General features: G+C 34.3%; 26 protein-coding genes and 3 pseudogenes. 24 read left to right on the top strand and 5 right to left on the bottom strand.

From position 1 onward, the window contains the following. Window positions 1-2 precede the first annotated feature (2 nt). Complete coding sequence (locus ACODS7_RS10655) at window positions 3-1,349, bottom strand: short-chain fatty acid transporter (RefSeq protein ID WP_029442824.1); 1,347 nt, start codon at window positions 1,347-1,349, stop codon at window positions 3-5. A gap of 347 nt (window positions 1,350-1,696) precedes the next feature. On the opposite strand from ACODS7_RS10655, the gene ACODS7_RS10650 reads away from it, so the two are divergent. After that, complete coding sequence (locus ACODS7_RS10650) at window positions 1,697-2,179, top strand: hypothetical protein (protein ID WP_016080937.1); 483 nt, start codon at window positions 1,697-1,699, stop codon at window positions 2,177-2,179. A gap of 159 nt (window positions 2,180-2,338) precedes the next feature. Here ACODS7_RS10650 and ACODS7_RS10645 read toward each other — a convergent pair whose 3' ends face one another. The 3 genes from ACODS7_RS10645 to ACODS7_RS10635 all read right to left on the bottom strand — a co-directional run bounded on the left by ACODS7_RS10645 (window position 2,339) and on the right by ACODS7_RS10635 (window position 5,330). Further along, window positions 2,339-3,598 carry a serine hydrolase domain-containing protein gene (locus ACODS7_RS10645; RefSeq protein ID WP_029442823.1) on the bottom strand — a complete coding sequence of 420 codons (1,260 nt, stop codon included), beginning with the start codon at window positions 3,596-3,598 and terminating at the stop codon, window positions 2,339-2,341. A gap of 100 nt (window positions 3,599-3,698) precedes the next feature. Beyond that, on the bottom strand, window positions 3,699-4,898 hold the full coding sequence (locus tag ACODS7_RS10640; protein WP_029442822.1) for an MFS transporter: 1,200 nt from the start codon (window positions 4,896-4,898) through the stop codon (window positions 3,699-3,701). 15 nt (window positions 4,899-4,913) lie between these two features. Continuing rightward, entirely contained in the window at window positions 4,914-5,330 is a 417-nt protein-coding gene (locus tag ACODS7_RS10635) for a MarR family winged helix-turn-helix transcriptional regulator (protein ID WP_016080940.1), read from the bottom strand. Window positions 5,331-5,519: 189 nt separating this feature from the next. Between ACODS7_RS10635 and phaZ the strand changes: the two genes are divergently transcribed. The 20 genes and pseudogenes from phaZ to ACODS7_RS10535 all read left to right on the top strand — a co-directional run bounded on the left by phaZ (window position 5,520) and on the right by ACODS7_RS10535 (window position 20,366). After that, window positions 5,520-6,416, top strand: coding sequence for an intracellular short-chain-length polyhydroxyalkanoate depolymerase (gene phaZ, locus ACODS7_RS10630; RefSeq protein WP_016080941.1), 897 nt, complete (start codon window positions 5,520-5,522; stop codon window positions 6,414-6,416). A 67-nt stretch (window positions 6,417-6,483) separates the two neighbouring features. Beyond that, window positions 6,484-6,711 (top strand): hypothetical protein, encoded by a 228-nt coding sequence (locus ACODS7_RS10625; protein ID WP_243168678.1) that lies wholly within the window; start codon window positions 6,484-6,486, stop codon window positions 6,709-6,711. Window positions 6,712-6,824: 113 nt separating this feature from the next. Beyond that, the gene (locus ACODS7_RS10620) at window positions 6,825-8,021 is read left to right on the top strand and encodes an MFS transporter (RefSeq protein ID WP_000062800.1); all 1,197 of its coding nucleotides are present in this window, start codon (window positions 6,825-6,827) and stop codon (window positions 8,019-8,021) included. Continuing rightward, the gene (locus tag ACODS7_RS10615; RefSeq protein WP_000166303.1) at window positions 8,005-8,205 is read left to right on the top strand and encodes an NETI motif-containing protein; all 201 of its coding nucleotides are present in this window, start codon (window positions 8,005-8,007) and stop codon (window positions 8,203-8,205) included. The genes ACODS7_RS10620 and ACODS7_RS10615 overlap by 17 nt, the downstream gene beginning before the upstream one ends. A gap of 604 nt (window positions 8,206-8,809) precedes the next feature. Further along, the gene (locus tag ACODS7_RS10610; RefSeq protein ID WP_243168677.1) at window positions 8,810-10,045 is read left to right on the top strand and encodes a CapA family protein; all 1,236 of its coding nucleotides are present in this window, start codon (window positions 8,810-8,812) and stop codon (window positions 10,043-10,045) included. A gap of 48 nt (window positions 10,046-10,093) precedes the next feature. Further along, entirely contained in the window at window positions 10,094-10,825 is a 732-nt protein-coding gene (locus ACODS7_RS10605) for a M15 family metallopeptidase (protein WP_000241993.1), read from the top strand. A gap of 597 nt (window positions 10,826-11,422) precedes the next feature. Further along, entirely contained in the window at window positions 11,423-11,845 is a 423-nt protein-coding gene (locus ACODS7_RS10600; RefSeq protein ID WP_088114087.1) for a hypothetical protein, read from the top strand. A gap of 27 nt (window positions 11,846-11,872) precedes the next feature. Then, window positions 11,873-12,178, top strand: a complete 306-nt coding sequence (locus tag ACODS7_RS10595) for a WXG100 family type VII secretion target (protein ID WP_029442819.1) — start codon at window positions 11,873-11,875, stop codon at window positions 12,176-12,178. A gap of 22 nt (window positions 12,179-12,200) precedes the next feature. Next, window positions 12,201-12,920 (top strand): DUF5081 family protein, encoded by a 720-nt coding sequence (locus ACODS7_RS10590; RefSeq protein ID WP_029442818.1) that lies wholly within the window; start codon window positions 12,201-12,203, stop codon window positions 12,918-12,920. Beyond that, a complete protein-coding gene (locus ACODS7_RS10585) occupies window positions 12,920-13,246 on the top strand; it encodes a hypothetical protein (protein WP_001198201.1) in 327 nt (108 codons plus the stop codon). The genes ACODS7_RS10590 and ACODS7_RS10585 overlap by 1 nt, the downstream gene beginning before the upstream one ends. 33 nt (window positions 13,247-13,279) lie before the next feature. After that, window positions 13,280-15,148 carry an ADP-ribosyltransferase gene (locus ACODS7_RS10580; protein ID WP_224980092.1) on the top strand — a complete coding sequence of 623 codons (1,869 nt, stop codon included), beginning with the start codon at window positions 13,280-13,282 and terminating at the stop codon, window positions 15,146-15,148. Window positions 15,149-15,165: 17 nt separating this feature from the next. Continuing rightward, complete coding sequence (locus ACODS7_RS10575; RefSeq protein WP_000609923.1) at window positions 15,166-16,140, top strand: hypothetical protein; 975 nt, start codon at window positions 15,166-15,168, stop codon at window positions 16,138-16,140. 16 nt (window positions 16,141-16,156) lie between these two features. Further along, on the top strand, window positions 16,157-16,612 hold the full coding sequence (locus ACODS7_RS10570) for a hypothetical protein (protein ID WP_029442815.1): 456 nt from the start codon (window positions 16,157-16,159) through the stop codon (window positions 16,610-16,612). A 601-nt stretch (window positions 16,613-17,213) separates the two neighbouring features. After that, window positions 17,214-17,444, top strand: a pseudogene (locus tag ACODS7_RS10565) (DNA/RNA non-specific endonuclease); the annotation flags it as partial. A gap of 160 nt (window positions 17,445-17,604) precedes the next feature. Further along, complete coding sequence (locus ACODS7_RS10560; protein ID WP_488826637.1) at window positions 17,605-17,730, top strand: hypothetical protein; 126 nt, start codon at window positions 17,605-17,607, stop codon at window positions 17,728-17,730. 21 nt (window positions 17,731-17,751) lie between these two features. Then, window positions 17,752-17,964 carry a hypothetical protein gene (locus ACODS7_RS10555; protein ID WP_080681818.1) on the top strand — a complete coding sequence of 71 codons (213 nt, stop codon included), beginning with the start codon at window positions 17,752-17,754 and terminating at the stop codon, window positions 17,962-17,964. Further along, entirely contained in the window at window positions 17,961-18,611 is a 651-nt protein-coding gene (locus ACODS7_RS10550; protein ID WP_000611386.1) for an SMI1/KNR4 family protein, read from the top strand. The genes ACODS7_RS10555 and ACODS7_RS10550 overlap by 4 nt, the downstream gene beginning before the upstream one ends. 211 nt (window positions 18,612-18,822) lie before the next feature. Further along, a pseudogene (locus ACODS7_RS10545) lies at window positions 18,823-18,918 on the top strand (HNH endonuclease); the annotation flags it as partial. Then, complete coding sequence (locus tag ACODS7_RS10540) at window positions 18,915-19,403, top strand: SMI1/KNR4 family protein (protein ID WP_029442814.1); 489 nt, start codon at window positions 18,915-18,917, stop codon at window positions 19,401-19,403. The pseudogene ACODS7_RS10545 and the gene ACODS7_RS10540, both read left to right, overlap by 4 nt. Window positions 19,404-20,033: 630 nt before the next feature. Further along, on the top strand, window positions 20,034-20,366 hold the full coding sequence (locus ACODS7_RS10535; protein WP_243169368.1) for a DUF3895 domain-containing protein: 333 nt from the start codon (window positions 20,034-20,036) through the stop codon (window positions 20,364-20,366). Window positions 20,367-20,476: 110 nt separating this feature from the next. Here ACODS7_RS10535 and ACODS7_RS10530 read toward each other — a convergent pair whose 3' ends face one another. Further along, window positions 20,477-21,184: a DNA alkylation repair protein gene (locus ACODS7_RS10530; RefSeq protein ID WP_029442812.1), complete on the bottom strand. Its 708-nt coding sequence runs from the start codon at window positions 21,182-21,184 to the stop codon at window positions 20,477-20,479. Window positions 21,185-21,474: 290 nt separating this feature from the next. On the opposite strand from ACODS7_RS10530, the gene ACODS7_RS10525 reads away from it, so the two are divergent. The 3 genes and pseudogenes from ACODS7_RS10525 to ACODS7_RS10515 all read left to right on the top strand — a co-directional run. Then, entirely contained in the window at window positions 21,475-21,813 is a 339-nt protein-coding gene (locus ACODS7_RS10525) for a DUF4064 domain-containing protein (protein WP_000831724.1), read from the top strand. A gap of 101 nt (window positions 21,814-21,914) precedes the next feature. Beyond that, window positions 21,915-22,244 carry a hypothetical protein gene (locus ACODS7_RS10520; RefSeq protein WP_243169367.1) on the top strand — a complete coding sequence of 110 codons (330 nt, stop codon included), beginning with the start codon at window positions 21,915-21,917 and terminating at the stop codon, window positions 22,242-22,244. A 56-nt stretch (window positions 22,245-22,300) separates the two neighbouring features. Further along, window positions 22,301-22,519, top strand: a pseudogene (locus ACODS7_RS10515) (DUF7018 domain-containing (lipo)protein); the annotation flags it as partial. Window positions 22,520-22,568 lie beyond the last annotated feature (49 nt).

The raw sequence follows: 22,568 nt of genomic DNA, 5'->3' as shown, positions 1-22,568 counted from the left end.
GTTTAAATAACTAAGAAGCATAGACTAATGATGAAACCTGCATATAGTAAGTTAACAACGCAAAATCCCATAATGTCACGAGCACCTAAACCAGCTATCGCTAATGCTGGTAATGCCCAGAAAGGTTGAATTAAATTCGTCCAAGCATCGCCCCATGCAATTGCCATTGCTGTTTTTGCAGCAGGTACACCAAGTTCAGCGCCAGCTGGAATCATAATTGGTGCTTGCACGGCCCATTGACCGCCTCCTGATGGAACAAAGATATTAACGATGCCAGCACTTAAAAATGTAAAGAGAGGAAAAGTCGTTTCATTTGAAATGCTAATAAAGAAATTAGAAATAGCTCCTCCAAGTGAAAGTCCTTCACTATTTGCTCCAATCATCATCCCCATAATTCCTGCGTAAAACGGAAATTGAAGTAAAATGCCAGAAGCACTTTTCGTAGAGTCTGAAAAAGCGCGAATATACTGAATCGGAGTGCGGTGGAAAATAAGTCCAGCAATTAATAACATAAAAATTACGATATCGAGAGTAAGATTAAATCCTTTCGTATAAAAGTAATTGAAAATATAAATGAGACCTAACAATCCAACGCAAAGTGTAATAATGATGCTATTTTCCATTTTTTCAGCGAATGTATTTTTTTCTACTTCTTGAGCAGCAGCTTCTTCATGGAACACGCTAGGATCTACAGTTATCGTATGTTTTTCATCTGGATGCATCGCTTTATTAATGAGAGGCATCGTAACGAGAAAAATAATAACTGGAACGAGAGCGTATGGTGAGAATAGCGTTTCTGAGATTGGAATCGCTTCTTTAATACTGCCAGCTGTCGTTTTAATTAACGTTTCCCCGCCTGTTGCTAATGTCAGAGGAATAGAAGCAGAAAGCCCCGCATGCCAAATGAGAAATCCAGAATAAGAAGAGGCGATTGCTAGTCTATAATCTAATCCTTCTAATTGTCTTGCCACTTCTTTTGCGTATAAAACAGATACAACAATTCCAAAGCCCCAGTTTATGTATGCACCAAGTAAACTTACAATGGAAATGGCAATAATGCCTTGTCCATTCGTTTTTGGTAGTCTGGCAGCTTTCGTTAATCCTTTTTTAATAAGAGGAGCATTTGCTAAAGCAGATCCAGTCACGAGTACAAGTGCCATTTGCATAGAAAAGGCGAGAAGCCCCCAAATTCCATTCCCCCAGTGATTGATCATTTCTACAGGTGTTTGATGAGTCGCAAACATACCGAAGAAGATAACAAAAACAGTTAATAAACATGATAAAATAAACGGTTCTGGCAAGAAGCGTTGCACTAAGGCGACGCAACCATTTGTAAAAGAACGAAACAAAATAGATCAACCTCCTTATGTATATGTATTACAATTATTCGAGGTTATTTGAGAGATAACCTTTAATATAAAGAAAATTCAGATATTTATAGGGTGGTAATTTATTGATAGATTGATATAGAGCCTCGTATCAGATACTGCTTTTAATATACTAGAAGAAAAACGGTTGTAAATGTGGCTAGCACTTATTGGGAGAGTATAGAGAAAGGTTACTAGCTGGTTTCAAAACAACTGTTGCAAAGGGAGAGGATACTCAATACAATAGTGTTGTATTACATGAGAAATATGTTTAAGCACAAATCTAGTTAAAATGTTTATACAAATAAATTTAATATTTAGGGGGGGTTATGATCAAAAGTTTTTATCTTTTAAAGCCTAAAATGTTTACGGCAGATATGTATTATAAAGTTTTTATTACAGGTGACTGTATATATTTTATAAAGATTGGCGGACAGTTTCATAGTCGACATGCTTATAAAAAACAGTTACCTGGTATTTCTGAGTTACTATTTTTGTTTTGGTTCAAAAAAATCGAGAAAAAACAATTAAACTTAGAAACTGAAATAGATACAAAAATACATACTGGAGATGTACATGAACTTTTGCAATTAAAGAATAACTTTTCCATTAAAACAAATACAATTGAAGAGGTACTATTAAATAAACGAGGAACGTTTCATACAGGTTTTAATGATAATGGGAAAATTTCATTTATATTACAAAATGGTCAAAAAGTAAAGTTCATCATCCCGGAAGAAACTTTATTTTCATCAATAGAAGAAATTTTCGACGAATATGAACAGACAATATTTGTAAGGGAAGTGTTTTAACGCATTCTCCAAAAGATGTGGATGTATTAGTTAAACACTTAATTAAACATGTAAACTGCTTATAGAAATTTTGATAGGCGTGTTTTAAGCAGTTATTCTTTCAGTATCTTCTAATATGTAGGAGTATAAATGAAATATCCCAACAAGAAAAAGCTTCCACTACTGTGGAAGCTTTTCTAAATGATGTGCAATATCAATATACATATTTGAGTAAACTGAATGTATTTCATTACTTGGCGTAGCGTTAGAAGAGAAGTGGACAATTACCATATTTGCTTTTGGATCGATGTAAAGTGTTTGTCCGTAACTACCTAACACTTCAAAAGCACCTTGTTCATTGTGCGGAATCCACCATTGATTATGATAAGAAATGGAAGCTCCAGGGCCAATTGCAAGTTCACCTTCTTGGACATTTTTTATATCTTCAGTAATAGAAGAAGGGAGAATTTGTTTTCCGTTATATTCCCCGTTGTTTAATAGTAATTGCCCGAATCTCGCCATATCTCTAGCAGTTGCATTTAAGCCAGCGCTTGCTTGTTCTATTTTCGTTTCATCTGTAACGTAATACGCGTTTTCTTCCATACCAATTTGAGACCAAATTCGTTCGCTAACATTTTCAGCTAATGATTTACCAGTGATAGTTCGAATAACCCAAGCGAGTGTTTCCGCTGATCCGTTATCGTAAGAAAAATCGGAACCAGGCGGTGCAGTTTCTTCTGCTTCTTGTAACATATCGTAAATTTTCATCGGACCTTCGTAGTTTTTACCTCGAGGTAAAATATTGCTCGCTAAATATAGTTGTGCATCTTGATTTTCTAATGCTGGATGTTCATATCCGTGAGTAGGGTACTGTGCAGAAACTTGCATGTCCAATAATTGCTGAAGTGTGGCATTACCGAACGGTGTATTTTTTAATTCTTTTATATATGTGTCAGCTGTTTTTTCTAAGTCAATACGTTTTTCTTCAGCGAGAGATTGTATAATTGCCCCGGTAAAGACCTTTGCTAATGACGCCATACCATGAGGTTCACTCTCGTTATATTTATTGAAATATCGTTCATAAACAAGTTGTTCATTATGTATAACGACAAAAGCATCCGTTTTGTTATCGTCTAAAAGTTTTTTTAGAGGAGTTGTATTTCCGAATCTACGCTCCACAGCAAAATCGTCTAAATTTTGTAGTGCGGAAGGGAAGTGAGCAATTTGATCAGGATTGTTTTTTACGTTATTAACTAAAGTGAATTCTTTCATATGTGTGTACGACCAGCGTAAGTAAGGGTCATCTAACCAGTTTTCTTTCGTCACATTATGTTTTGATGGGGTCGTTTTATTTTGTTTGAAGTAAGTAAACCCAAGCCCTGTAATTACAAATATGGATGTTAGTATGAGTAAGAGTAGGGGAGATTTTTTTAGTTTCATATAGGTCCCTCCTTTTTATTTCTATTATAAGTATACGCTTCTATTGAAAGAAATACAAAATAAGGAAAGTAAACGGGGAAGTTTACTTTCCTTATTAACGTTAAGCAGAAATTTTTCCGTCTGTAGATTGTTTCTTGAATTTTTGTTTTCGTCCGTGTAATCCGTAATATAAAAGTAAAGTGAAAGCAACGATAATAGCTGCGATAAAATACATATTATGATAACTGGATTTGGCTGCGACAATACCTAGAATGAAAGAACCAAAGCCAATACCACTATCAAAGAATGAGAAATACGTAGCTGTGGCAGAACCACGTCTATGGTTTGGAGCTGCAGAAATCGCAATCGTTTGGAAACTCGGAATTAATGTTCCGTAACCTAAACCGATTAGCATACCTGCGCCAAGGAACCAAAATGACGTTTGTGCTTGGCTTAATATGAACATTCCGATTGTGAAAATAATGATAGCAGGGTAAACAAGTACATTTTCACCGAAGCGATCAAAAATCTTTCCTGTAAATGGACGAGAAATTACAACGACAAGTGCATATACAATGAAGAAATAACTTGCAATTTCACTTAAACCGATTTCTTTCCCATAAATAGGAATGAAGGATAAAATACCACTATAAGAAAAGGCTAAAACAAATCCTGTAAGTGCAATCGGAATAGAAGATGGTTCAATTAAGTCTTTCCATTTCATTTTTTCGCGTTTTTGTTTGCTTACAGGTGCTTCATGCGGAATATTTACAAGTAGTCCTAATAAAAATGCAAGTAATGAAAATACGGAACAAACGATAAATAACACAGTGAACGAAAAATGAGAAATAATTGTTAAACCTAAAAAAGGACCAATTACCATCGGCAGACTCATAAATACGCCGAAATATGCAAGTGCTTCGCCTCGTCTATGAGCTGGCGCAACATCAGTTACAATCGTACCAGTAGCTGTCGTTGCCATCCCGAACCCAATACCGTGTAAGAAGCGAAGGGCAAGTAATAAAAATAAACTTTGCGCACCGAAATACATAACAGTAGCGGCTAAAAATAATGAAAGTGAAATAAATAATATTTTCTTTCTTCCTAAATCATCGAGCCATTTTCCTGTGAATGGTCTACATAAAACAGAAGAAATAAGAAACACAGTTGCAACTAAACCAATTTCCTCAGGTTTTCCTTTTAGGCCGTCTATTACATAGACAGGCAGAGTAGTCATAAGCATGTAAAATGTTAAGAAGAGAAATAGACTACTAAAACAAGTTCCGAGGAAATCCTTCGTCCAAAGTTTCTCACTTTGCATCGTCATCCCTCCAATTTAATCTAAATTTTTAATAATTTGTTGTAACACTTGAAATGCTTGATGTAAATCATCTTCGTTAATACCTTCTAGCGTTTTTTCTTCGAAAGTATCAACTTCTTCTTGCCATACTGGAACCATCTTTATCGCTGTTTCGGATAAAGAAATGAGCTTCTCGCGGCGATCTTTACCTTCTGTACGAATAATCCATCCCATCGTTTCCATACGTGTTAACGTACGAGTCATCGTTGGTGATTCAACATTTAAATATTGGCATAATTCTGTTTGGGTACAAGAACCAGTTTGATTAATGCGGAAAATAACAGCCCACTGCGCACTAAATAACCCAGTTGGAGATACACGCTCATTAAATTTCTTCGTAAACTTTCGAGAAGTCTGGCTGACGATATGAAAAAAATGTTGTTTTTCGTCCATGTATTTTGATCCTTTCAAATTAGTTACCTAGCTAACTATATGCTTTTTTATAATAATTGTCTAGTAATAGACATGTTGATTTATGTAAAAAATTCTTATAGGTTTTATGTTGCGAACGTATATTCTACGTGCTATTCTTTAATTAAGTAAAGAATTTTCTTTCTATTAAATAGAATGGGGGAACTTGTGATGATTAAGCCTGCAACAATGGAGTTTGTTTCACTATCGAACGGAGAAACGATTGCATATCAGGAAGTTGGAAGGCGAAATACAGATATTCTTGTACTCATTCACGGGAACATGACATCGTCACAACACTGGGATTTAGTCATTGAAAAGTTGCAAAATCAATACCATATTTACGCTCTTGATTTAAGAGGATTTGGACAATCAACATATAATCAGTCGATAGATTCATTACAAGACTTTGCAGAAGATGTAAAATTATTTATCGACGAGTTAAAGCTAGAGAAATTCTCATTAATGGGCTGGTCAATGGGCGGTGGTGTTGCGATGCAATTTACAGCGAATCACCCAACTTTTGTAGAAAAGTTAATTTTAGTAGAATCAGTAGGAATGAAAGGATACCCAATCTTTAAAAAAGATACGAATGGGCAGCCAATCGTATCAAGTTTAGTAAAGACGAAAGAAGAAATTGCGCAAGATCCAGTACAAATCGCTCCAGTATTAGACGCGATAAAAAATATGAACAAACTATATTACCGTACAGTATGGAATCTATTAATATATACACATAATCAACCTGAACCGGACCGTTATGAAAAGTATTTGGATGATATGTTAACGCAGCGTAATTTCGTAGATGTGAATTATGCGCTCATCACATTTAATATTTCGGATGAACATAATGGGGTTGTAGAGGGAAGTAAGCAAATTCATCGTATTAAGGCGCCGACACTCGTCATACAAGGTGATAGGGATTATGTCGTACCGCAAGTAGTCGGTGAGGAATTAGCGAAACATTTGCCAAATGCAGAGTTGAAGGTATTAGAAGATTGCGGACACTCACCGTTTATTGATTGTTTAGATGTATTTATAAAACATGTAGAAGATTGGTTAGAATAGAAAGAATCCCCAAAATGAAAAGTGTTGCATATACTATAACATTTGTATGTAAAAGGGGAGATTATCAATGCATAAACCATCCTTAATCGCTTATTCGCCATATGATCATCAAATATACAAAAAAATAATGATAGACCCGATGTATATGCAAGTTTTACCAGCTGTAGTTCCTTGGCAAATGCAGCAGCCACTAGCAGCTCACATGCAACATTACTTATATGGACCATCATTTTATGAAAATCCATATTTCAAGCACTTTCATAACAATGTGAAAGCACAAGTTTGGGAAGGATAGGAAGCTAAAAGGTTCATTCTTTTAGCTTCTTTTTTATTGCGAATATTCGTACACGCATTTGAAGAAACAGTTTATAATGAAAAGTGGAAGCGTGAGAAGGAGAGGGACAAAGGATGTCAATGCGTTTTACATTTTGGATTATGGTTGGTATTGTAGCAATTTCTGGTTTATCACAAGGAATGCTCTTACCTGCCATTGCAATGATTTTTGAACAAGAAGGGGTTAGTTCAAGTATTAACGGTATTCATGCAACGGCATTATACATTGGGATATTAGTTATTTCGCCGTTTCTTGAAAAACCGATGCAAAGGTTTGGAATGAAGCCAATTATCGTTATAGGTGGGTTTCTCGTTATTATTTCATTATTCTTTTTTACACAAACATTTTCGTTTTGGGTATGGTTTATCCTTAGATTTCTAGTTGGAGTCGGAGATCATATGCTGCATGTCGGAACGCAAACGTGGATCACGACAACATCAGACCCAAGTAAAATAGGGAGACAAGTATCGATATACGGTGTATTCTTCGGAATTGGTTTTGCTGTTGGTCCGTATTTAGCAAGCACTGTGCAGTACGGTCTTGCAACACCATTTATTATATCTACTATACTTTGTTTAATAGGTTGGCTTTTACTACTTCCAACAAAAAATGCATTCCCAGCGCAAGATGAAAGAGAAGTGAAGAGTGAATCATCATTTTCTCGTTATAGACAAGTTGTTGGATTAGGATGGATTGCGTTACTAGGACCACTTGCATATGGCGTACTTGAGGCGATGTTAAATAGTAACTTACCAGTATACGCGCTTCGTAAAGGGTGGTCTGTTTCAGATGTATCCTTCTTATTACCAGCATTTGCAGTTGGGGGTATTATTACACAAATTCCGCTCGGTATATTGAGTGATAAATACGGAAGGGATCGTATATTAACGTGGACGTTTAGCATAAGTACGGGCATTTTTCTACTTGCCGCCGTATTTGATCAATATTACTGGATCGTCTTTGCCTGCATGCTTTTAGCGGGTATGGTTATTGGATCGTGTTTCTCTTTAGGGCTTGGATTTATGACTGATTTATTACCGAGACACTTACTACCGGCAGGTAATATATTATCCGGAATCGCTTTTAGTTTAGGAAGTATTATGGGGCCTGTATTAGGCGGCGTATTTATAGAAAAAATACAGTATACAAGCTTTTTTATTGCGGTTATGATTATAATGGGAATTCTAGCAATGTTATATATGGTCTACATGAAAAATCAATTCGCATCAAGAAAAATAGAAAGCAGGTTAGGGCATGACAAAACAACCTAATAAAAAGAAATTTGAAGTACTTGAAAATGAAACAATTACAGACTGCTTAGCACGTATGGAACAAGAAGGCTACGCTCCGTCTCGTCGTATGGAAGAGCCGATCTTTCATGAAGTAAAGAAAGACGGTAAAACAGTAGTTGAGCCGTGCGGTAGGAAGATTGTTTTTGAAGGGAAATTGAAGTAATCCAATAACAAATTCTCTTTATCGTATAGAGCCATCCAATAGCTGGGTGGCTTGTTTTTTTATTAATCAATGAAGGAAGGAATTAATTAAAATGAATCTCCCTTTCATTTCTCCTAATTGGCTTCTTTATATGGGTCAAAAGATTGCTACTTTTTTCGTATATTGGTAAAATAAGTTCTTGGGTCTTACTTATTGTTATCGGTATAATGTTTGTCGCTTAACGTAAAGAAATTAGTTACAAAGATTCCATAATATTTAAAGGGGGTACAGCAACGATCCCCTCTTTTTGGAGCCACTCACAAACGTAAAGCAAGAGAAGAGGCTATATGAACTATTCTTCTATCTTGTTTAGATTAAACGAGTTACTGCAATTGGAACAGGTATATGAAACTAGTCGACATCCTGATGGATCATGTTTTTCTAGCAATCTATCAATTCTGATGGAATTGATAGATTGCTAGAGAATGGAAAATGATTATCTGTATATTCCGAAGTAAATGTAACAGAGTGTCCTTCCATAATTAAGGGTAAAACCAAAATACGTTGTTTTAAAGAATGATTTGTTAGAACTGGTTATAAGTAATAAAACAGAAAAGAGGATCACATGTTAGATACTTTACAGAGAAGTAAAAAGTTTTTTTTATTATGTCTTATTTTTTTAGTGCTTTTAACTGCTTGTGGTAATACAGATGTTAAGACATCTAAAGCTTCATTACCACCGGCTGAATCTAATATAGATACATCATTAAAAGCGCCAAATTGGGTAGAGAAGAGTCCTATCCAACAGGCTCCTAATTTTACGGAAGATAAAAAAGTAAAATCGGTTGTGAATTTAATAGCAACGGGTGATAATTTATATCATGACGCAGTAATTAAAGATGGCAAACAAAAAGACGGTTCATATGATTATAACTATATTTATGAAAATATCAAAAAAGCTGTTAAATCAAGTGATCTTGCTATCGTGAACCAGGAGACTCCAATTGCAGGGAATAATCTAAAAGTACAGGGATATCCGACTTTCAATACACCTGAAGAAGTAGGACAATCTTTAGTGGACACTGGATTCAATATAGTGACTCAAGCGACAAATCATGCTATGGATATGGGTATTAAAGGTGTTGCGAATACAAGAGAATACTGGAAGAAATATCCGGATATTATCCCAGTAGGCATTAATGAGAATCAAAACGAGCGTAATGAAATAAAAACGATTACAAAAAATGGTATTCGTTTTGCGTTACTCAATTATACATATGGTACGAATGGAATTAAAATTCCAGGTGATAAGTCTTGGGCTTTAAATTTAATTGATAAAAAAGCGATACAAAATGATGTGGAAAAGGCAAAGAGTAGCTCTGATATGGTGATTGTTATGGTGCATTGGGGAGTAGAATATACATCTACACCTTCAAAGCAACAAAAAGAAGTTGCTCAATATTTAACAGATTTAGGTGTAGATGTAGTAATTGGAAATCACCCACATGTAATTCAACCAATTGAGTGGAAAAAAAATAAAGATGGACATGAAACGCTAATCTATTATTCTCTTGGAAATCTTATTTCTGCGCAAGAAAAATTAGAAACATTGGTTGGAGGATTATCTTATGTACAATTTGTTAAGTATGAAGATAAAACTTTTGGTATACGACAAGCGGCAATCGTACCGACAGTAACCGACTACGCTGATGGTAAGAAACAATTTAAAATTCAATTTTTAAAAGATTATTCGGATGAAGATTCTAAAAAACATGGAATTAAAAAATTTGTCGGCCCCGTTTCTTTGAAGGATTTCAAGGAGATTCCTAGAGACGTGTTGGGAAATTGGTATAAAGACTAATAAACAAAAAGGGAATGAGATACAATTAAAAAATTTATAATTTTAGCATTGGTATTGGCAATGGGATGGAGTCTTGCTGCTTGTAGTGGAAAGCAAACATCTCAGGAAACTACTAATAATAACGATAAAAATAAAAAAGAGATACATGCGAATAAAAAAGATGTTTTACCTATCTCTGATCCTAATGATTGGAGAATTATTCTTGTAAATAGAGAGCATATGTTATCAAAGGAACTAGGAATTGAATTAACAAGTATTACCCAAAATGCTAAGCCGAATATGAAAATAGATAGTAGAATTGCAACTTCCTATCAGGATATGGTAGCAGCTGCAAAAAAAGAGGGAATCAATCTTTATTTAAGATCAGGTTATCGAGCTATAAAATTACAACAAACCTATTATGATGCTTCAGTTAAAAGCTATAAATCTCAAGGTTTGTCAGATAAAGAGGCTAGTGCTAAGGCATTGGAATATCTTCAGTATCCTGGTGCAAGTGAACATCATACTGGATTAGCGTTAGACATTATTTCAGTTGAATGGCAGAATACTGTAGAAGATTTAAATGCAAAATTTGAAACTACCGATGCATTCAAATGGTTAGATAAGAATGCTGCAGAGTATGGATTTACTCTCCGCTATCCGAAAGATAAAGAGAATATTACTGGCATTAAGTATGAGCCATGGCACTATCGTTATGTAGGAAAAGAAGTTGCTGTTTATCTAAAAGAAAAAGGGTTAACTTTAGAAGAATATAACGAAAAAATTAAGTCTGGTAAGTAAAAATATGCTTTAATTTTATTAAACATTAGGCACTGCTACAAGAAAAGGTGAATCTGAGGATGTGTTAACCTTCCGCCTAGTATTGTAAAAACTGAGTATGATAATTTGAGCACGTATGAACCAGTTATCGTGTAAAAAGATGTATGTATTAAGAAATTAAAGTTAAGGATCTGATATTCATATCAGATCCTTTTTCTATTGTTCTTTTAAGAGCGACTGAGCCAAAATATTGGAATGAATATAGAAATAAAACAGCCTAAGGAATAGTATAACGAATCAGGGAGCCTACTCGTACGCTTCATTGGGATTATCCAGAAATAGTTGTTGATGAAATAAGAAAGAACTGGTCTTACTCTCAAGCAAGGATTTAATATGAATGAATTGGATAAAAGGTAATAATACATAGTCATATTGATTAAAGTTTCACTTTATTGAAGAAAAATGCGAAAGCCATTCATAAAATATGGAAATGTTAAAATCCCTTTGATAAAATAGCGATATGTAAAAATAATTATTTGTTAATTCTTAATGTAATGAATATTCATGTTTAAATATACGAATTTAACTACATAGTTATTGTGCTAAAGGGGGAGAAAGATGTTAGATGAATTGTACAATGCTTTTTTAAATGCGTCGGGTTTTACAGAAAGCGCGAGGAAACGAGATCGGTATGATGATTTACATGATTATTTAAAAGATAAAGAAAGAGAGTTAAAGCAATTCATTCAAGATGCTGAATCAGCGAAGAGAGATTATGAGAGTAAAAGTAATGGTTTAGAAGCTAATAAAATTCCGGCAGTTGAATTTGAACAAAAACGTCATGAAAAGGATGAAGACTTAAATACAGTATTATCCTATTTTAAAAGTGCATTAAGCGATGTTGGATCTGCAAAAAGTACAGCTTATGCAAAGTATTTGGAATATAAAGCGAAAGCAGAATCGGAGAAAGCGTCAGCATACGCTGCTGCGACCAAGGCTTTTGAAGAAAAGAAAAAGGAACTTGAAAATCTTATCCATTAAGCATACAAAGAATGTGGGGGAACTAACATGAGTGGTAAAGAGGTTGAAATTATAGGAAGTAACACTGCAAGTGCCATTTCTTACGCACAAAACATTGAAAATGGTATGAAGGATTCTTTAAACCAAGCGAAAGATTTAAAAGCATATGTCACAGGTGCGAAATGGAATGGAAAAACGAGAGATGCTTTTTTAAGTTATCTTGATTTGATCATTCAATATAATTCAGAAATGGTAGAGGCATTTGAAGGACATACGAAAGCTTTGAAAGAGTTAGATAAAAGTATTCAAACGTACGGAGATAGATTGGAAGTAAGGGCGATAAAACAACTGTGATGGAGAAACGAGGGATAAAAGAATGGGGAAAGAAATGAGTTTTGCACCTGCTGAATTATATGTTCTCGCAGGTGCAGCTGGGGTTACCGACATATTTGGATTGCCAAACCGTGACGCAATTATTTTGCTTGATGCAGAATGTGTCACGAAAGCAACTACGAGTTTAAAAGAAAAAGGCTTACTTACAAGTGAAAATGGAATTACCCCTGCAGCTTTTCAAATAATTGAGCTATTAAAGGAATATGAAAATTGTCATGAATACACGAGAATGAATAATGTATTAATTGGCTTTTTAAAAGAGGATAAAGACCGAGTGGCTGTATTAACAGAAATAGAACCAAATAAAAAATACGAGATCGACTACATACCAAAACCGGACGTATATTTTTCATTATTAACACGCATTCCTTTCTTATTGAGAGAACCGAGGGAAATAGAAGATACATTTTTCTCAAAGAGAATGACAGAGGCAGAACAACAAACATTTGAGGAAAAAGATTTATCAAATAAAGACGTTATAGCGATAGAAACGTATACGAGGCCTCGAAGTAATAGAGGAGGAAAATGGGAATGTTTCTTATATTTCACTGAAGGAGAAGATTTCGTTCAAATTGATGTAGAACGTAATCGATATGACTGGGTGAGTCTCTATGCGGTAAATAAAAAATTGTATGACGTGTTAAAAATGCCATATAAAAAGTTAATTGACCCGAGACAATTCTCGTTAGGAGGTATTCAATAATGCAAGTATCAATGGGAGATAGTGGTTCTGGTGGTGGAGAAGAAGTATTAGTTAATTTTCAAGAACTACTTGATATAGTAATGAAGTTAGAAAATATATATAAAATCCATGTAGACGTCATTGGAACGAATATTGAGAGTTTATTAAGCTGTGATTTTTATCAAAAAGGTGAAGCGATGAGAGTAATTGAAAAATATCCTGATATATTACACAAAACACTAGAATTGGCTGAACACTATTCTAGGTCAGCGACAGTTGTAGGAAATGTATGTGTAGAAATGCTTGAAAAGGACGAACAATTACGTGAAATATTAAGTAAGTTGTAGAAATCACCATACGGCTGGGGGGATGAAAACGAGATGGATGTGAAATATAGACCTGAACCATGGCAAAACATGGGGGATGGTATGAATCGAATTACAAAAGATGCACTCATGAAATTACGGGAAGCAAATGAATCATTAAAAAGAATTGATGGAAGAATACGAGATTTAGACTCGGATGGTAGTATACATTTTAATCCTAAAGATCAATCGCAAAAAATCGGGGAATTACTTGATAGTTATACGACATTACAAAAATATTGCGGAGAAGTAGGGCGAATAGTCTCTGAACATATAGATAAACCTTTTTTAGTAGAAATGGATAAATTCGCTCAAAAAATGAGAGATACATCTATTCTCAGTTTTGAAACAAATAACCGAATTGGCTCTACAACAACGACAGTATTACCAGGTGCGCATGCGGGCTACGGAAGTGTACCACAAACAATACAGAAGAAGAAAGATAAAATAACAGTAGAAGATATTTTTAAAGATTCACCCGCATTTGATAACGTACTGAGAGCGGAGTACAAAGAACTAAAAAAACAAAACCCAGATGCAAAACTAAATTATGAAGAATACAAGAAATTAGTCCCATCCACACGAGGATTCGAATACAAATCGATAGAAGATGAACAGAAAAAACTAGAAATGGTGCGAGACATAGGAATAGGCGTAGGAATCATCATCACAACAATCCTTTGTCCACCACTCGGGGCCGCTGCCGCAGTAGTATACGGAGCTGTACAAATCAAAAGTGGTATTGACGGAGAAGACTGGGGAACACACCGGAAATTGAGCCAAGAAGAACGCACAGCAAACATCATTTTTGGCGGATTAGATGCAATCCCAGTTGTTGGAGCAGTAGGAAAAGGAGTAAAAGCATTCAAAGGCACGAATGAATTAGCTGATTTAGCGAAATTATTAAAATTCAAAGAAGGAATGCCTGGTTTTAATCCAAATTTGGGTAAAAATGTGGTACAATCGCTTAAGGAAAATAATCTATTAAAAAATTTAAAAATACAAGGTTGGAAAACCGTAGATAAGATTAATGATGCGGACTACTTCATTAAAGGTCTAGTAGCAAAAGGTGCGGACTCCGTATCCCCAATCTTTAAAGGTGTAGAAATAATGCCAGATGGAAGTGTCGCTAGAACTGGAACGAATTATAGCGGGAAATTCCAAGAAGCCCATGATGCCTCGAAGGCGAGTATTCAGAGTAGGATCTCGAATTTGGAGAGTGGTGGGGTTAAGGCTACGGGTAAAGTTGGTTATGGCAGTAACATTTCAGACAATATCTCAAAAGAAATTAAAGAGTTAGATAAAGAAATAAATAGATTGAAAATAGAGGGAAATGACAAAGAAGTCAAAAGATTAACGCGAGAAAAAAATAAATTGGCCAACAAGTTGGATACGAAAGATGTTATTAGTGATCATTATGACTTGAAGGTTGCAAAGGAGTATGAAAGAAAAATCGATAATTCTAAATATTTTTCTCATGATAAAGGTGATTTTGGGGAAGAAGTGACAAAAATCGTAGCTAGAGACAGTGATTTAGGTAAAGATGTTTCCGATCTGTTCCAAGTGGGGAGAAATGGTATAGATGCAGCATTCCTATCGAAAGGGCCGCCGCCAAAGTTAACTATTATTGAATCAAAGGCATCAGATTCCGCTAGTTTTAGTTACTCGAATAAACAGAAAAAGGGCGGAGATAAGTATTTCCAAGGCATGGTTAACAGCAAAGATCCTAGGTATGACAGTTTTAAAGATAACTTAGAGGAACTGATGGAGGAGAATCCTGGTCTAAAATTCGATTTTATTAGAGTTGAAACAGATATCAAGATCACTGATATTGGATTCGGCGTTGATGAGTTACAGGTAAAGGAATGGAAGGAAATAGATTAATTCATAGGGAGGATACAATGATAAACCAAAAAAAGTTAGAAATGGCTTTTAAAAAATATAGCAAAAATTTTGTAGATGGAATCAAATTTGAAGATGTGAAAGATAAATATAATGTCAGTAGAAGAAAGATTGAGAAAATCGTTGAGCAAAATGAAACAGAGAAAGATCACATACTATTAATAAATCTAAGCAAAATTTCCTCATATCACTTGTCATTATGGAAAAACGATGTATTGATCAGCGGTGGAAACAATGCAGAAGGATTAAAGAACATGCAGAAGGTTTTATTTTACCAGTGCATGGGACAGGATCTCTATACAAGCAGGTATCCAGGAATGATCTTGGGATATACGTTTAGAGAAGTCGTCCTCACATTAGTTCATTTTGCAATGTATGGATGGGAGAAAGAAGAAAATATATTATATGATTTTATGACTCATCACTTCGGTGAACATTTAATAGATGCCAATGAAGAGGATAGACATATTTGGTTTTTGCTAGAGCTGTACTTGCAGTATAGAAATAAAACCATCATGGGAACGAATAAAAAATTGCATCTAGCTGTGAAAAATAAGTTTAAGGAAGCTGAACTGCGATGCGGCTCAATCCCTGAAGACCTGAATATTTATGATGAAGTGCTGGAACGTTGGTCGACTGGTGATTTAGAAGAAATAGAACATCTAATTTCGATAATGTCACAGTATCATTCTGCATTAGCTTCTGAAATCGGACAGCTAGGTGAATTTGGCGATTTCGGATACGGATTTTATCCTTTTGAAATCTTATTCTTGATCCATGTAAGGAAACAACTAGGGTTGCCAGTACCTACTCAATTCGATAATTTTCTGATGAATACTCCAGAAGCAAAAATGGTATTTAGAGAACGTGAGCCATACCCTGAGTGGGATCCCGTGCTTCAGATGATCGATCAATTTTATCGTAAAAACTACCCAGAATATATTCCTAACAAGCATGGAGAATTATTTCAATAAAAGGGAGGAAGCTAAGATGCCTGATCATGGGATAGCGCAGATTATATTTCCTGATAGCAAGGATTTGGAAACATTTTTGAAGGAACAAGGAGGTTATGACTTACATGAAGACCTATTAAAATATGGATTGACAACGAAACAGTTTTTATACGTTGACTATAAAGGTGAGCAATACCAAGAAATTGTCAATTTTATTCTTGATTACGAATTTGCCCACCAAATTGAATTAGCAACACAAGAAGAACTTGAGAGATTAGAAGCATTTAATTATGAATTTTTACCCGATAAGATCAAGATGGCCAACAAAATACTGTCACCAAAGGGATATGGTCTGTTTTTATATCCAAATTCGGGCGACTTTTACGCATTATTCATTGGGAAAATAGAGAATATAACAAAAATCCTGCAAGAAGAGGTGTTGCTTGATGATAGAATTCCTTTTCAAGAAAGGTGTATCAAATATTATAGATAGACCTAAGGATTGTATGCCTTCACCCTTGAATCCGATCAAGATTTTCTTATAAGTTAATATCAAGATTGCATAACCATCTAGAATGTGCTATTTTTGGCCACGTGCAATTTTAATAACACCATGTGTTACTACAAATGCATTTAAACTTTTCACCTCCTGAATTCGAAATAATAAAAATGTTTTGGATTTGGGAGGGTTGATAATAGAAAAATAAATTGAGAAATGTGCCTATTTTATTGGTTACTTGGACGCTGACAAAGGTACATGCTTAGTAAAGGAATTCAATGGCAACGTTAGGAGAACGTAGTGGCTATTGAATTTTTTATTTTTACAACTGTATTAGAAAGAAAAGCGTGAGAATTAGGCGAGATGATATTTTATTGAAAAGACATGGAAAGGACACAATAATAATGAACTCGTAAGTATTAATGTATTACTTGTTACCATATAAAAAGGTGTCATAATACTGTTACTACAAAATTTACAAATTTAATGCTACTTAAAACAGATGAATTTAAAGCACTTGATTGTCTACGAAAGGCAACGAGTGCCTTTTTAATAGATAGACATGCTATAAATTTTTAGAAATTATTTTTTATGAATTCAGGCTAATGAAAATTACTATTATTATATAATTGAAAATACATTAGCAAAAGGTGCGGACTCCGTATCCCCATTCGTTAAAGGTGTAGAAATACTGCCAGATGGAAGTGTCGTTAGATCTGGAACGAACTATAGCGGGAAATTCCAAGAAGCCCATGATGCCTCAAAGGTGAGTATTCAGAGTAGGATCTCGAATTTGGAGAGTGGTGGGGTTAAGGGTACGGGAGAATCCAGATTAGAATATTTAAGAGGGAAATATGGCGAATTAACTTCTGAACAGCTCCATGCTAATTAATGAAAGGGCTGGTATTGCATTTCCGCAAAGGTCCACTAGGAGTCAACTTAAAAATGGAGGTTATATTGTTGAAGATGTTGACTTGTATAAAAAAATGAGTCCAAATAAGAATCGTGCTCTAGGTTTTCGGAATACCAAAAATGATGGATTGGTACAAGCGCATCATGCAATACAAGATGAATGGGCTAAGATATGGGCTAAAACAAGCGGTAATAATTAGAGCAGTCGACAAGCACTATCAATATTACTCAAATCTACCTCTGGTGAACCACATACTATAATATCCGCTCTTCAAAGAGCTAGAAGAAGGAATGAAGGTTTTAGTACGGATATAATATACGAATTTAATATTAGCTATAAAGAAATGATTGAAGCGGGTGTAGATTTAAAAGTAGCAAAAAAAGTAATGCGAGAAGCATATAGATATTTTGATGGATTAGGAGGATTTAAATGATAAATGTTCAAAAATTGTCGACTTATGAATTATATTCTCCAGTTGATGAAAATGAAATTAAAAAAATTGAAGAGGAAATGGGATTAATACTCCCTAATGCTTATAAACAATTACTAAAGCATACAAATGGTTTTGTGTCCGATAATGGAGTCGTTATATTTGGAGTGGATATAATAGATGAAATGAATAAAACATATGAAGTCCATGAATATGCAAAGGGTTATGTTGCTGTAGGAAGTAATGGTGGAGGCAAAATACTGTTAATGACTGCAAATGAAAACGCAACAGAGTTAGTACAAGTTGATTCGGGGATTATGGATCCGAATTATGCAACCACAGTAAGTGAGAATTTAATACAGTGGATAAATGACGGAGCGATAGATATTGACTGTGTGGACGAAGAACAGGAAGTGTTTAAGGAAAAACTGTGTAATCTTATATTGGTAAGTCCACCAGTAGGAGGGGCTATGGATTTAAAGAAAATACAAGAGGTATTTATCATCAAAAAGGGATTGTTTGACTTATTAAAAGGATCAAAACAATTACCATTTGTGTTAATGAAAGACATACCTGTTGAGTTGGCTTTAAAAAACATAGAACTGTTAGGCGAATTAGGGGATATATTGAAAATATCTAGTACTGATTAACTGATTTTAGGGCTTAAAATAGAGGGTATTTGAATTAAGAACCGTTTAATACAATTATTAATTCAAAATAATATTGTTGAAAAATTGCTATTGGTTCCGTGTGTGTCTTATATAATCAATAAATTAAACTCTTAGAAAATATTATTTGAATTTAGAGTGCTTGATTGCCGACTAAAGGCAACGAGTGCTTTTTTATTAGATAGACATGGATCATCAAGTACCTGGTAAAATGCAGTTAGTAGTGTCTAAAACGCATAAAGTTAACCATTTAGGTGGAAATGCATTATGGGGGGATGGAATCAGATGAGTAAGGTACAATGGAGATCACCAGATGAACCTATTATACGAGAAGATGTAAAGAATGTTGAACAGGAATTGAACATTAATTTTCCTTTAGATTATATAGAATGTGTGATGAATAATAATGGAGCGCATGTTAGTCCAGAGGTGTTTGAAATTGAAGGGAAAAGAAAGGTTTTTGGAACGTTATTAAGTTACGATATGGAAGATGATGAAAATATTATGGAAGTATTTGATGATTACAAGGATACACTACCAGCAGAATTAGTTCCTTTTGCTTTTGACCCAGCGGGAAATTTAATATGTTTTGACTATAAAAATGACAAAAATAACCCTGTTGTGGTATTTTGGGAACATGAAAATGCTGGTGAAAAAGAAATGTTGCTGCGAGAAGAAGGATTAACAGAAGAACAAGTGGAAGAACGTGCAAGAGAGAATGTATTTTACATTGCAGATACATTTACTGATTTTTTAAATAAATTACATGATTAAAAAAATAAAGTTTATGTGAAGTGGATAGAAAAAATAATAGGGTGTTTGAAAATTGATACTCCATGATGGTTGTACCATCATGGAGTACTGTGTGCAATGATAGAATAGAAAACGAAGTACGAGCTTAGGCGAGATGACATTTTACTGTGTGATGAATATAAACGCATGGAATGTATATTAAATTAACGAACTCGTACAAACTCGTAAGTTTTAACGTAGTAGTTGTCATGACATGTAAAAGGTGTCATACTGTTACTACAAAACTTACCAATTTATGCTACTAAAAATAGATGAACTTAAAGTACTCGATTGTCGATTAAAGGCAACGAGTGTTTTTTTGCGTTTTAGCGTAGAAATTTAACAGAGCACTATAATTTTATTATGTAAACTTTTTACGTGATTTTTTATACAACTAAAGAGAAGAAAAATGTTCACTATTACTTTCATTTCTGTTATGAAAATTCTACAATAGAAAACAGAACGTATATTTGGTATAATCAAAACATACTATATGAAACGATGTACATGAGTTTGAGATTTATGAAAAAAGGTAAGTAATACATAATAATAAATACGCTATAGGATTCAGTTCATATTATACAAATCAATCGTTAGAAAGGAACAGATGTAATGAATCAAATTTCATTTGAAGATTTATTTGAAGAAGAAAAAGAAAAAGAAAAAGTGGAGGTAGCTGAGGTATGTAAGGTACCAGTCCCTTTATCACCATTACAAAAAGATATTTTAGGATTAATTGATTCTGAAGAAATAAGTGCGCTTGAGCTATGTGAACGATTAATACGATCTGGTAAAATACCCGATGAAAGATTTACTACGAATAAGCCTAAAGCATATGGACAAGTATGTTTACTATTAGAAGGTTTTGTTACAGAAGGAAAACTTATTTTTATCAAAGATGATGAGAAAAGAGATAGGGTATATAAATTGAAAGAAGAAGTTTGAGATGTATAGTGGGAGATGAATGATTGGTTCCCTTTAACTTGCAGCTCCGTTAGTCTAATAATGTCCACAAAAAAGGTGTCAATCTCTCCTAGATTGACACCTTCATACTTTTAACATCTTACATACTTACGTTTGAAACCTAGTCTTCCTCTATCAAGTTCTTTCTGAATACTCTCTGTAGCATTTAGCAAACTGCTTTTTTTATTATTACGTTTGACTTCAACTATACCAACTTCTTTTGCAATCTCGACTGCTTTTTCGTGTAGTGGTACATATGAAATTGCCACGGTGTTTAGGAAATTATTCATAGCGGATTTTGTTCGTTCTGGAGAATGATGAATTGTATCTTTCACCATTTCAAGCATATCGGAAATTTTACTTTCGGAAAACTCATTGTCTTTGCGATTTCCTAATAGCCAACAGTAGCAACTCCAGCCGGCAGACATTTTAAGCTCGTCCCCACTTGCAATCCATGTATCAGCAACATCTTGTGCGATATTTGACTCCGATAAAGTTACTGCCACTACATAATCAGATAGCATATAAAAATATGCCCCGTCTATCCAGCGATCAAAATCAGACTCACTCATAGCTTTTGGATCGGCAATAATGCCTGCAAAGTACATAGCATCGTAGTTACCTGTGTCATAAAGCTCTTCAGCTAACTCTTGATTTAATTTTATTTTTTTAGCGATTGGTTTCATAGCACCTGTAGCAACTCCGAATACTGGCTCATGCGCACCGTTAGATATGTATATTTTTTTCGTTCGTTCCTTACCTAGAGATTCAAGTTCTTGCATAACTGTTTTAAAATCCATAGTTGTGCAACTTCCTTTCTTCATGTGAAAGCCTTTTTAAGCCTTTCGTATTTCATATGTTAATACTAATTGTATTCAAGGGGTATGTCTACTTTCTAAAAGTATCGAAACCGGTTAGTAATTTTGAAGCTTTTGATTTTGTGACTGCTACAAGCTATCTATAATGGTAAGAAGGTCCCTGTAAGGTAAGGAAGAATGAAAAGTATGTATAGTTTTTCCAATAAATATTTGGTATGATGGTGAATGGGAAAAATATACAAGTTGTTAGTTTTTCAAAAAAGGGGATTGAATTGAAAAGAACACCTGAATTTGTATTAGGTTTAATTGGTGGCATTTTGGGAATTATTATTTCTATAATATTAATAGTTGTAGCGTTTAATATTATGGAAGGTGTTGATTACGAACTTTTAGCTTATTACTCTATTATTTTAACGGTTCAAATAGGGTTGTTCATTTTATCGTGTTTAGTAAACAAGGTTAATAATAAAGTTTATGGAGTTTGTATGATTGTGATTCCTATAGTTATGTTATTTATGTCATTATTCTTTTTACTTATTCCGACAATTTTACAAATTATATCTGGTTCATTTGCATTTAGAACATTAAAGTTAGAATCGAATGTAAGCTAAATGTAATTATTAACGTCTGAATATTCGGTTTTTTAAACATTTTCGTTTGCAGTTCAAATTAACATAAAGCACAAAGTTGTATGCTTTAGGAGGAGAAATAAATGATTATTTGGTCTGGTTGGGGTTTTTTAGTCGCAATTATTGTAATTATTAATACTCTTTTGGGTAAGGCTATCTTTGGATCTATAACGGGGGAAGCTACATATTTTCAAGATCATAGTTGGCCAATGGCGGTAATGTTTATTATATCAGGGGTTATGTCTTGGTATTTAGGGAGATATATTAATAAGCCAAATGGGAAAGTTTATATAGATGCCGAAACTGGTGAAAAAGTTATGTTTAACAAAAAACACTCGCTATTTTTTATAAAAATGGAATATTGGGGACCAATTTTAGGAGTTATTGCAGTTGTAACTTTAATTACAAGATAAAAAAAGAGGATGGGTATAGTAAGAGTAATCTATTCAAGTAGAAGGAGAAATCAGTCATGAATGCAAAGAAACTACTAGGGGTAGCAGTTCCGGTCATGTTGTTATTTGGGTGTGGAGTTTCTGAGAAAACGAACACTTCTAAACAGGAGAAAACGGAAGAGTCTACAGTAAAAGAATCGAAGTCTAATAGTAAGAAAGAAAAAGTTTCAAAGGAAGACTATCCTAATAAAGTGTATAAATTAGGGGTAGAGTTTGATAAGTTGTTTGCGGAGTATAAATGCTAGTTTAAATGTACACATTAACACTTGAATAATCATGTACATT

The organism is Bacillus sp. FG16 (assembly GCF_057809515.1).
This window is presented reverse-complemented; position numbering and strand designations above follow the sequence as displayed.

Bases quoted from the DNA above. Each gene is read 5' to 3' on its own strand.
- ACODS7_RS10640 (WP_029442822.1), bottom strand. From the start codon at position 4,898: ATGCAAAGTGAGAAACTTTGGACGAAGGATTTCCTCGGAACTTGTTTT.
- ACODS7_RS10590 (WP_029442818.1), top strand. From the start codon at position 12,201: ATGGGGAAAGAAATGAGTTTTGCACCTGCTGAATTATATGTTCTCGCA.
- ACODS7_RS10610 (WP_243168677.1), top strand. From the start codon at position 8,810: ATGTTAGATACTTTACAGAGAAGTAAAAAGTTTTTTTTATTATGTCTT.
- ACODS7_RS10600 (WP_088114087.1), top strand. From the start codon at position 11,423: ATGTTAGATGAATTGTACAATGCTTTTTTAAATGCGTCGGGTTTTACA.
- ACODS7_RS10615 (WP_000166303.1), top strand. From the start codon at position 8,005: ATGACAAAACAACCTAATAAAAAGAAATTTGAAGTACTTGAAAATGAA.
- ACODS7_RS10635 (WP_016080940.1), bottom strand. From the start codon at position 5,330: ATGGACGAAAAACAACATTTTTTTCATATCGTCAGCCAGACTTCTCGA.
- ACODS7_RS10575 (WP_000609923.1), top strand. From the start codon at position 15,166: ATGATAAACCAAAAAAAGTTAGAAATGGCTTTTAAAAAATATAGCAAA.
- ACODS7_RS10650 (WP_016080937.1), top strand. From the start codon at position 1,697: ATGATCAAAAGTTTTTATCTTTTAAAGCCTAAAATGTTTACGGCAGAT.
- ACODS7_RS10620 (WP_000062800.1), top strand. From the start codon at position 6,825: ATGTCAATGCGTTTTACATTTTGGATTATGGTTGGTATTGTAGCAATT.
- ACODS7_RS10550 (WP_000611386.1), top strand. From the start codon at position 17,961: ATGATAAATGTTCAAAAATTGTCGACTTATGAATTATATTCTCCAGTT.
- ACODS7_RS10625 (WP_243168678.1), top strand. From the start codon at position 6,484: ATGCATAAACCATCCTTAATCGCTTATTCGCCATATGATCATCAAATA.
- ACODS7_RS10520 (WP_243169367.1), top strand. From the start codon at position 21,915: ATGATTATTTGGTCTGGTTGGGGTTTTTTAGTCGCAATTATTGTAATT.
- ACODS7_RS10560 (WP_488826637.1), top strand. From the start codon at position 17,605: ATGAGTCCAAATAAGAATCGTGCTCTAGGTTTTCGGAATACCAAAAAT.
- ACODS7_RS10535 (WP_243169368.1), top strand. From the start codon at position 20,034: ATGAATCAAATTTCATTTGAAGATTTATTTGAAGAAGAAAAAGAAAAA.
- ACODS7_RS10595 (WP_029442819.1), top strand. From the start codon at position 11,873: ATGAGTGGTAAAGAGGTTGAAATTATAGGAAGTAACACTGCAAGTGCC.
- ACODS7_RS10540 (WP_029442814.1), top strand. From the start codon at position 18,915: ATGAGTAAGGTACAATGGAGATCACCAGATGAACCTATTATACGAGAA.
- ACODS7_RS10580 (WP_224980092.1), top strand. From the start codon at position 13,280: ATGGATGTGAAATATAGACCTGAACCATGGCAAAACATGGGGGATGGT.
- ACODS7_RS10570 (WP_029442815.1), top strand. From the start codon at position 16,157: ATGCCTGATCATGGGATAGCGCAGATTATATTTCCTGATAGCAAGGAT.
- phaZ (WP_016080941.1), top strand. From the start codon at position 5,520: ATGATTAAGCCTGCAACAATGGAGTTTGTTTCACTATCGAACGGAGAA.
- ACODS7_RS10645 (WP_029442823.1), bottom strand. From the start codon at position 3,598: ATGAAACTAAAAAAATCTCCCCTACTCTTACTCATACTAACATCCATA.
- ACODS7_RS10585 (WP_001198201.1), top strand. From the start codon at position 12,920: ATGCAAGTATCAATGGGAGATAGTGGTTCTGGTGGTGGAGAAGAAGTA.
- ACODS7_RS10530 (WP_029442812.1), bottom strand. From the start codon at position 21,184: ATGGATTTTAAAACAGTTATGCAAGAACTTGAATCTCTAGGTAAGGAA.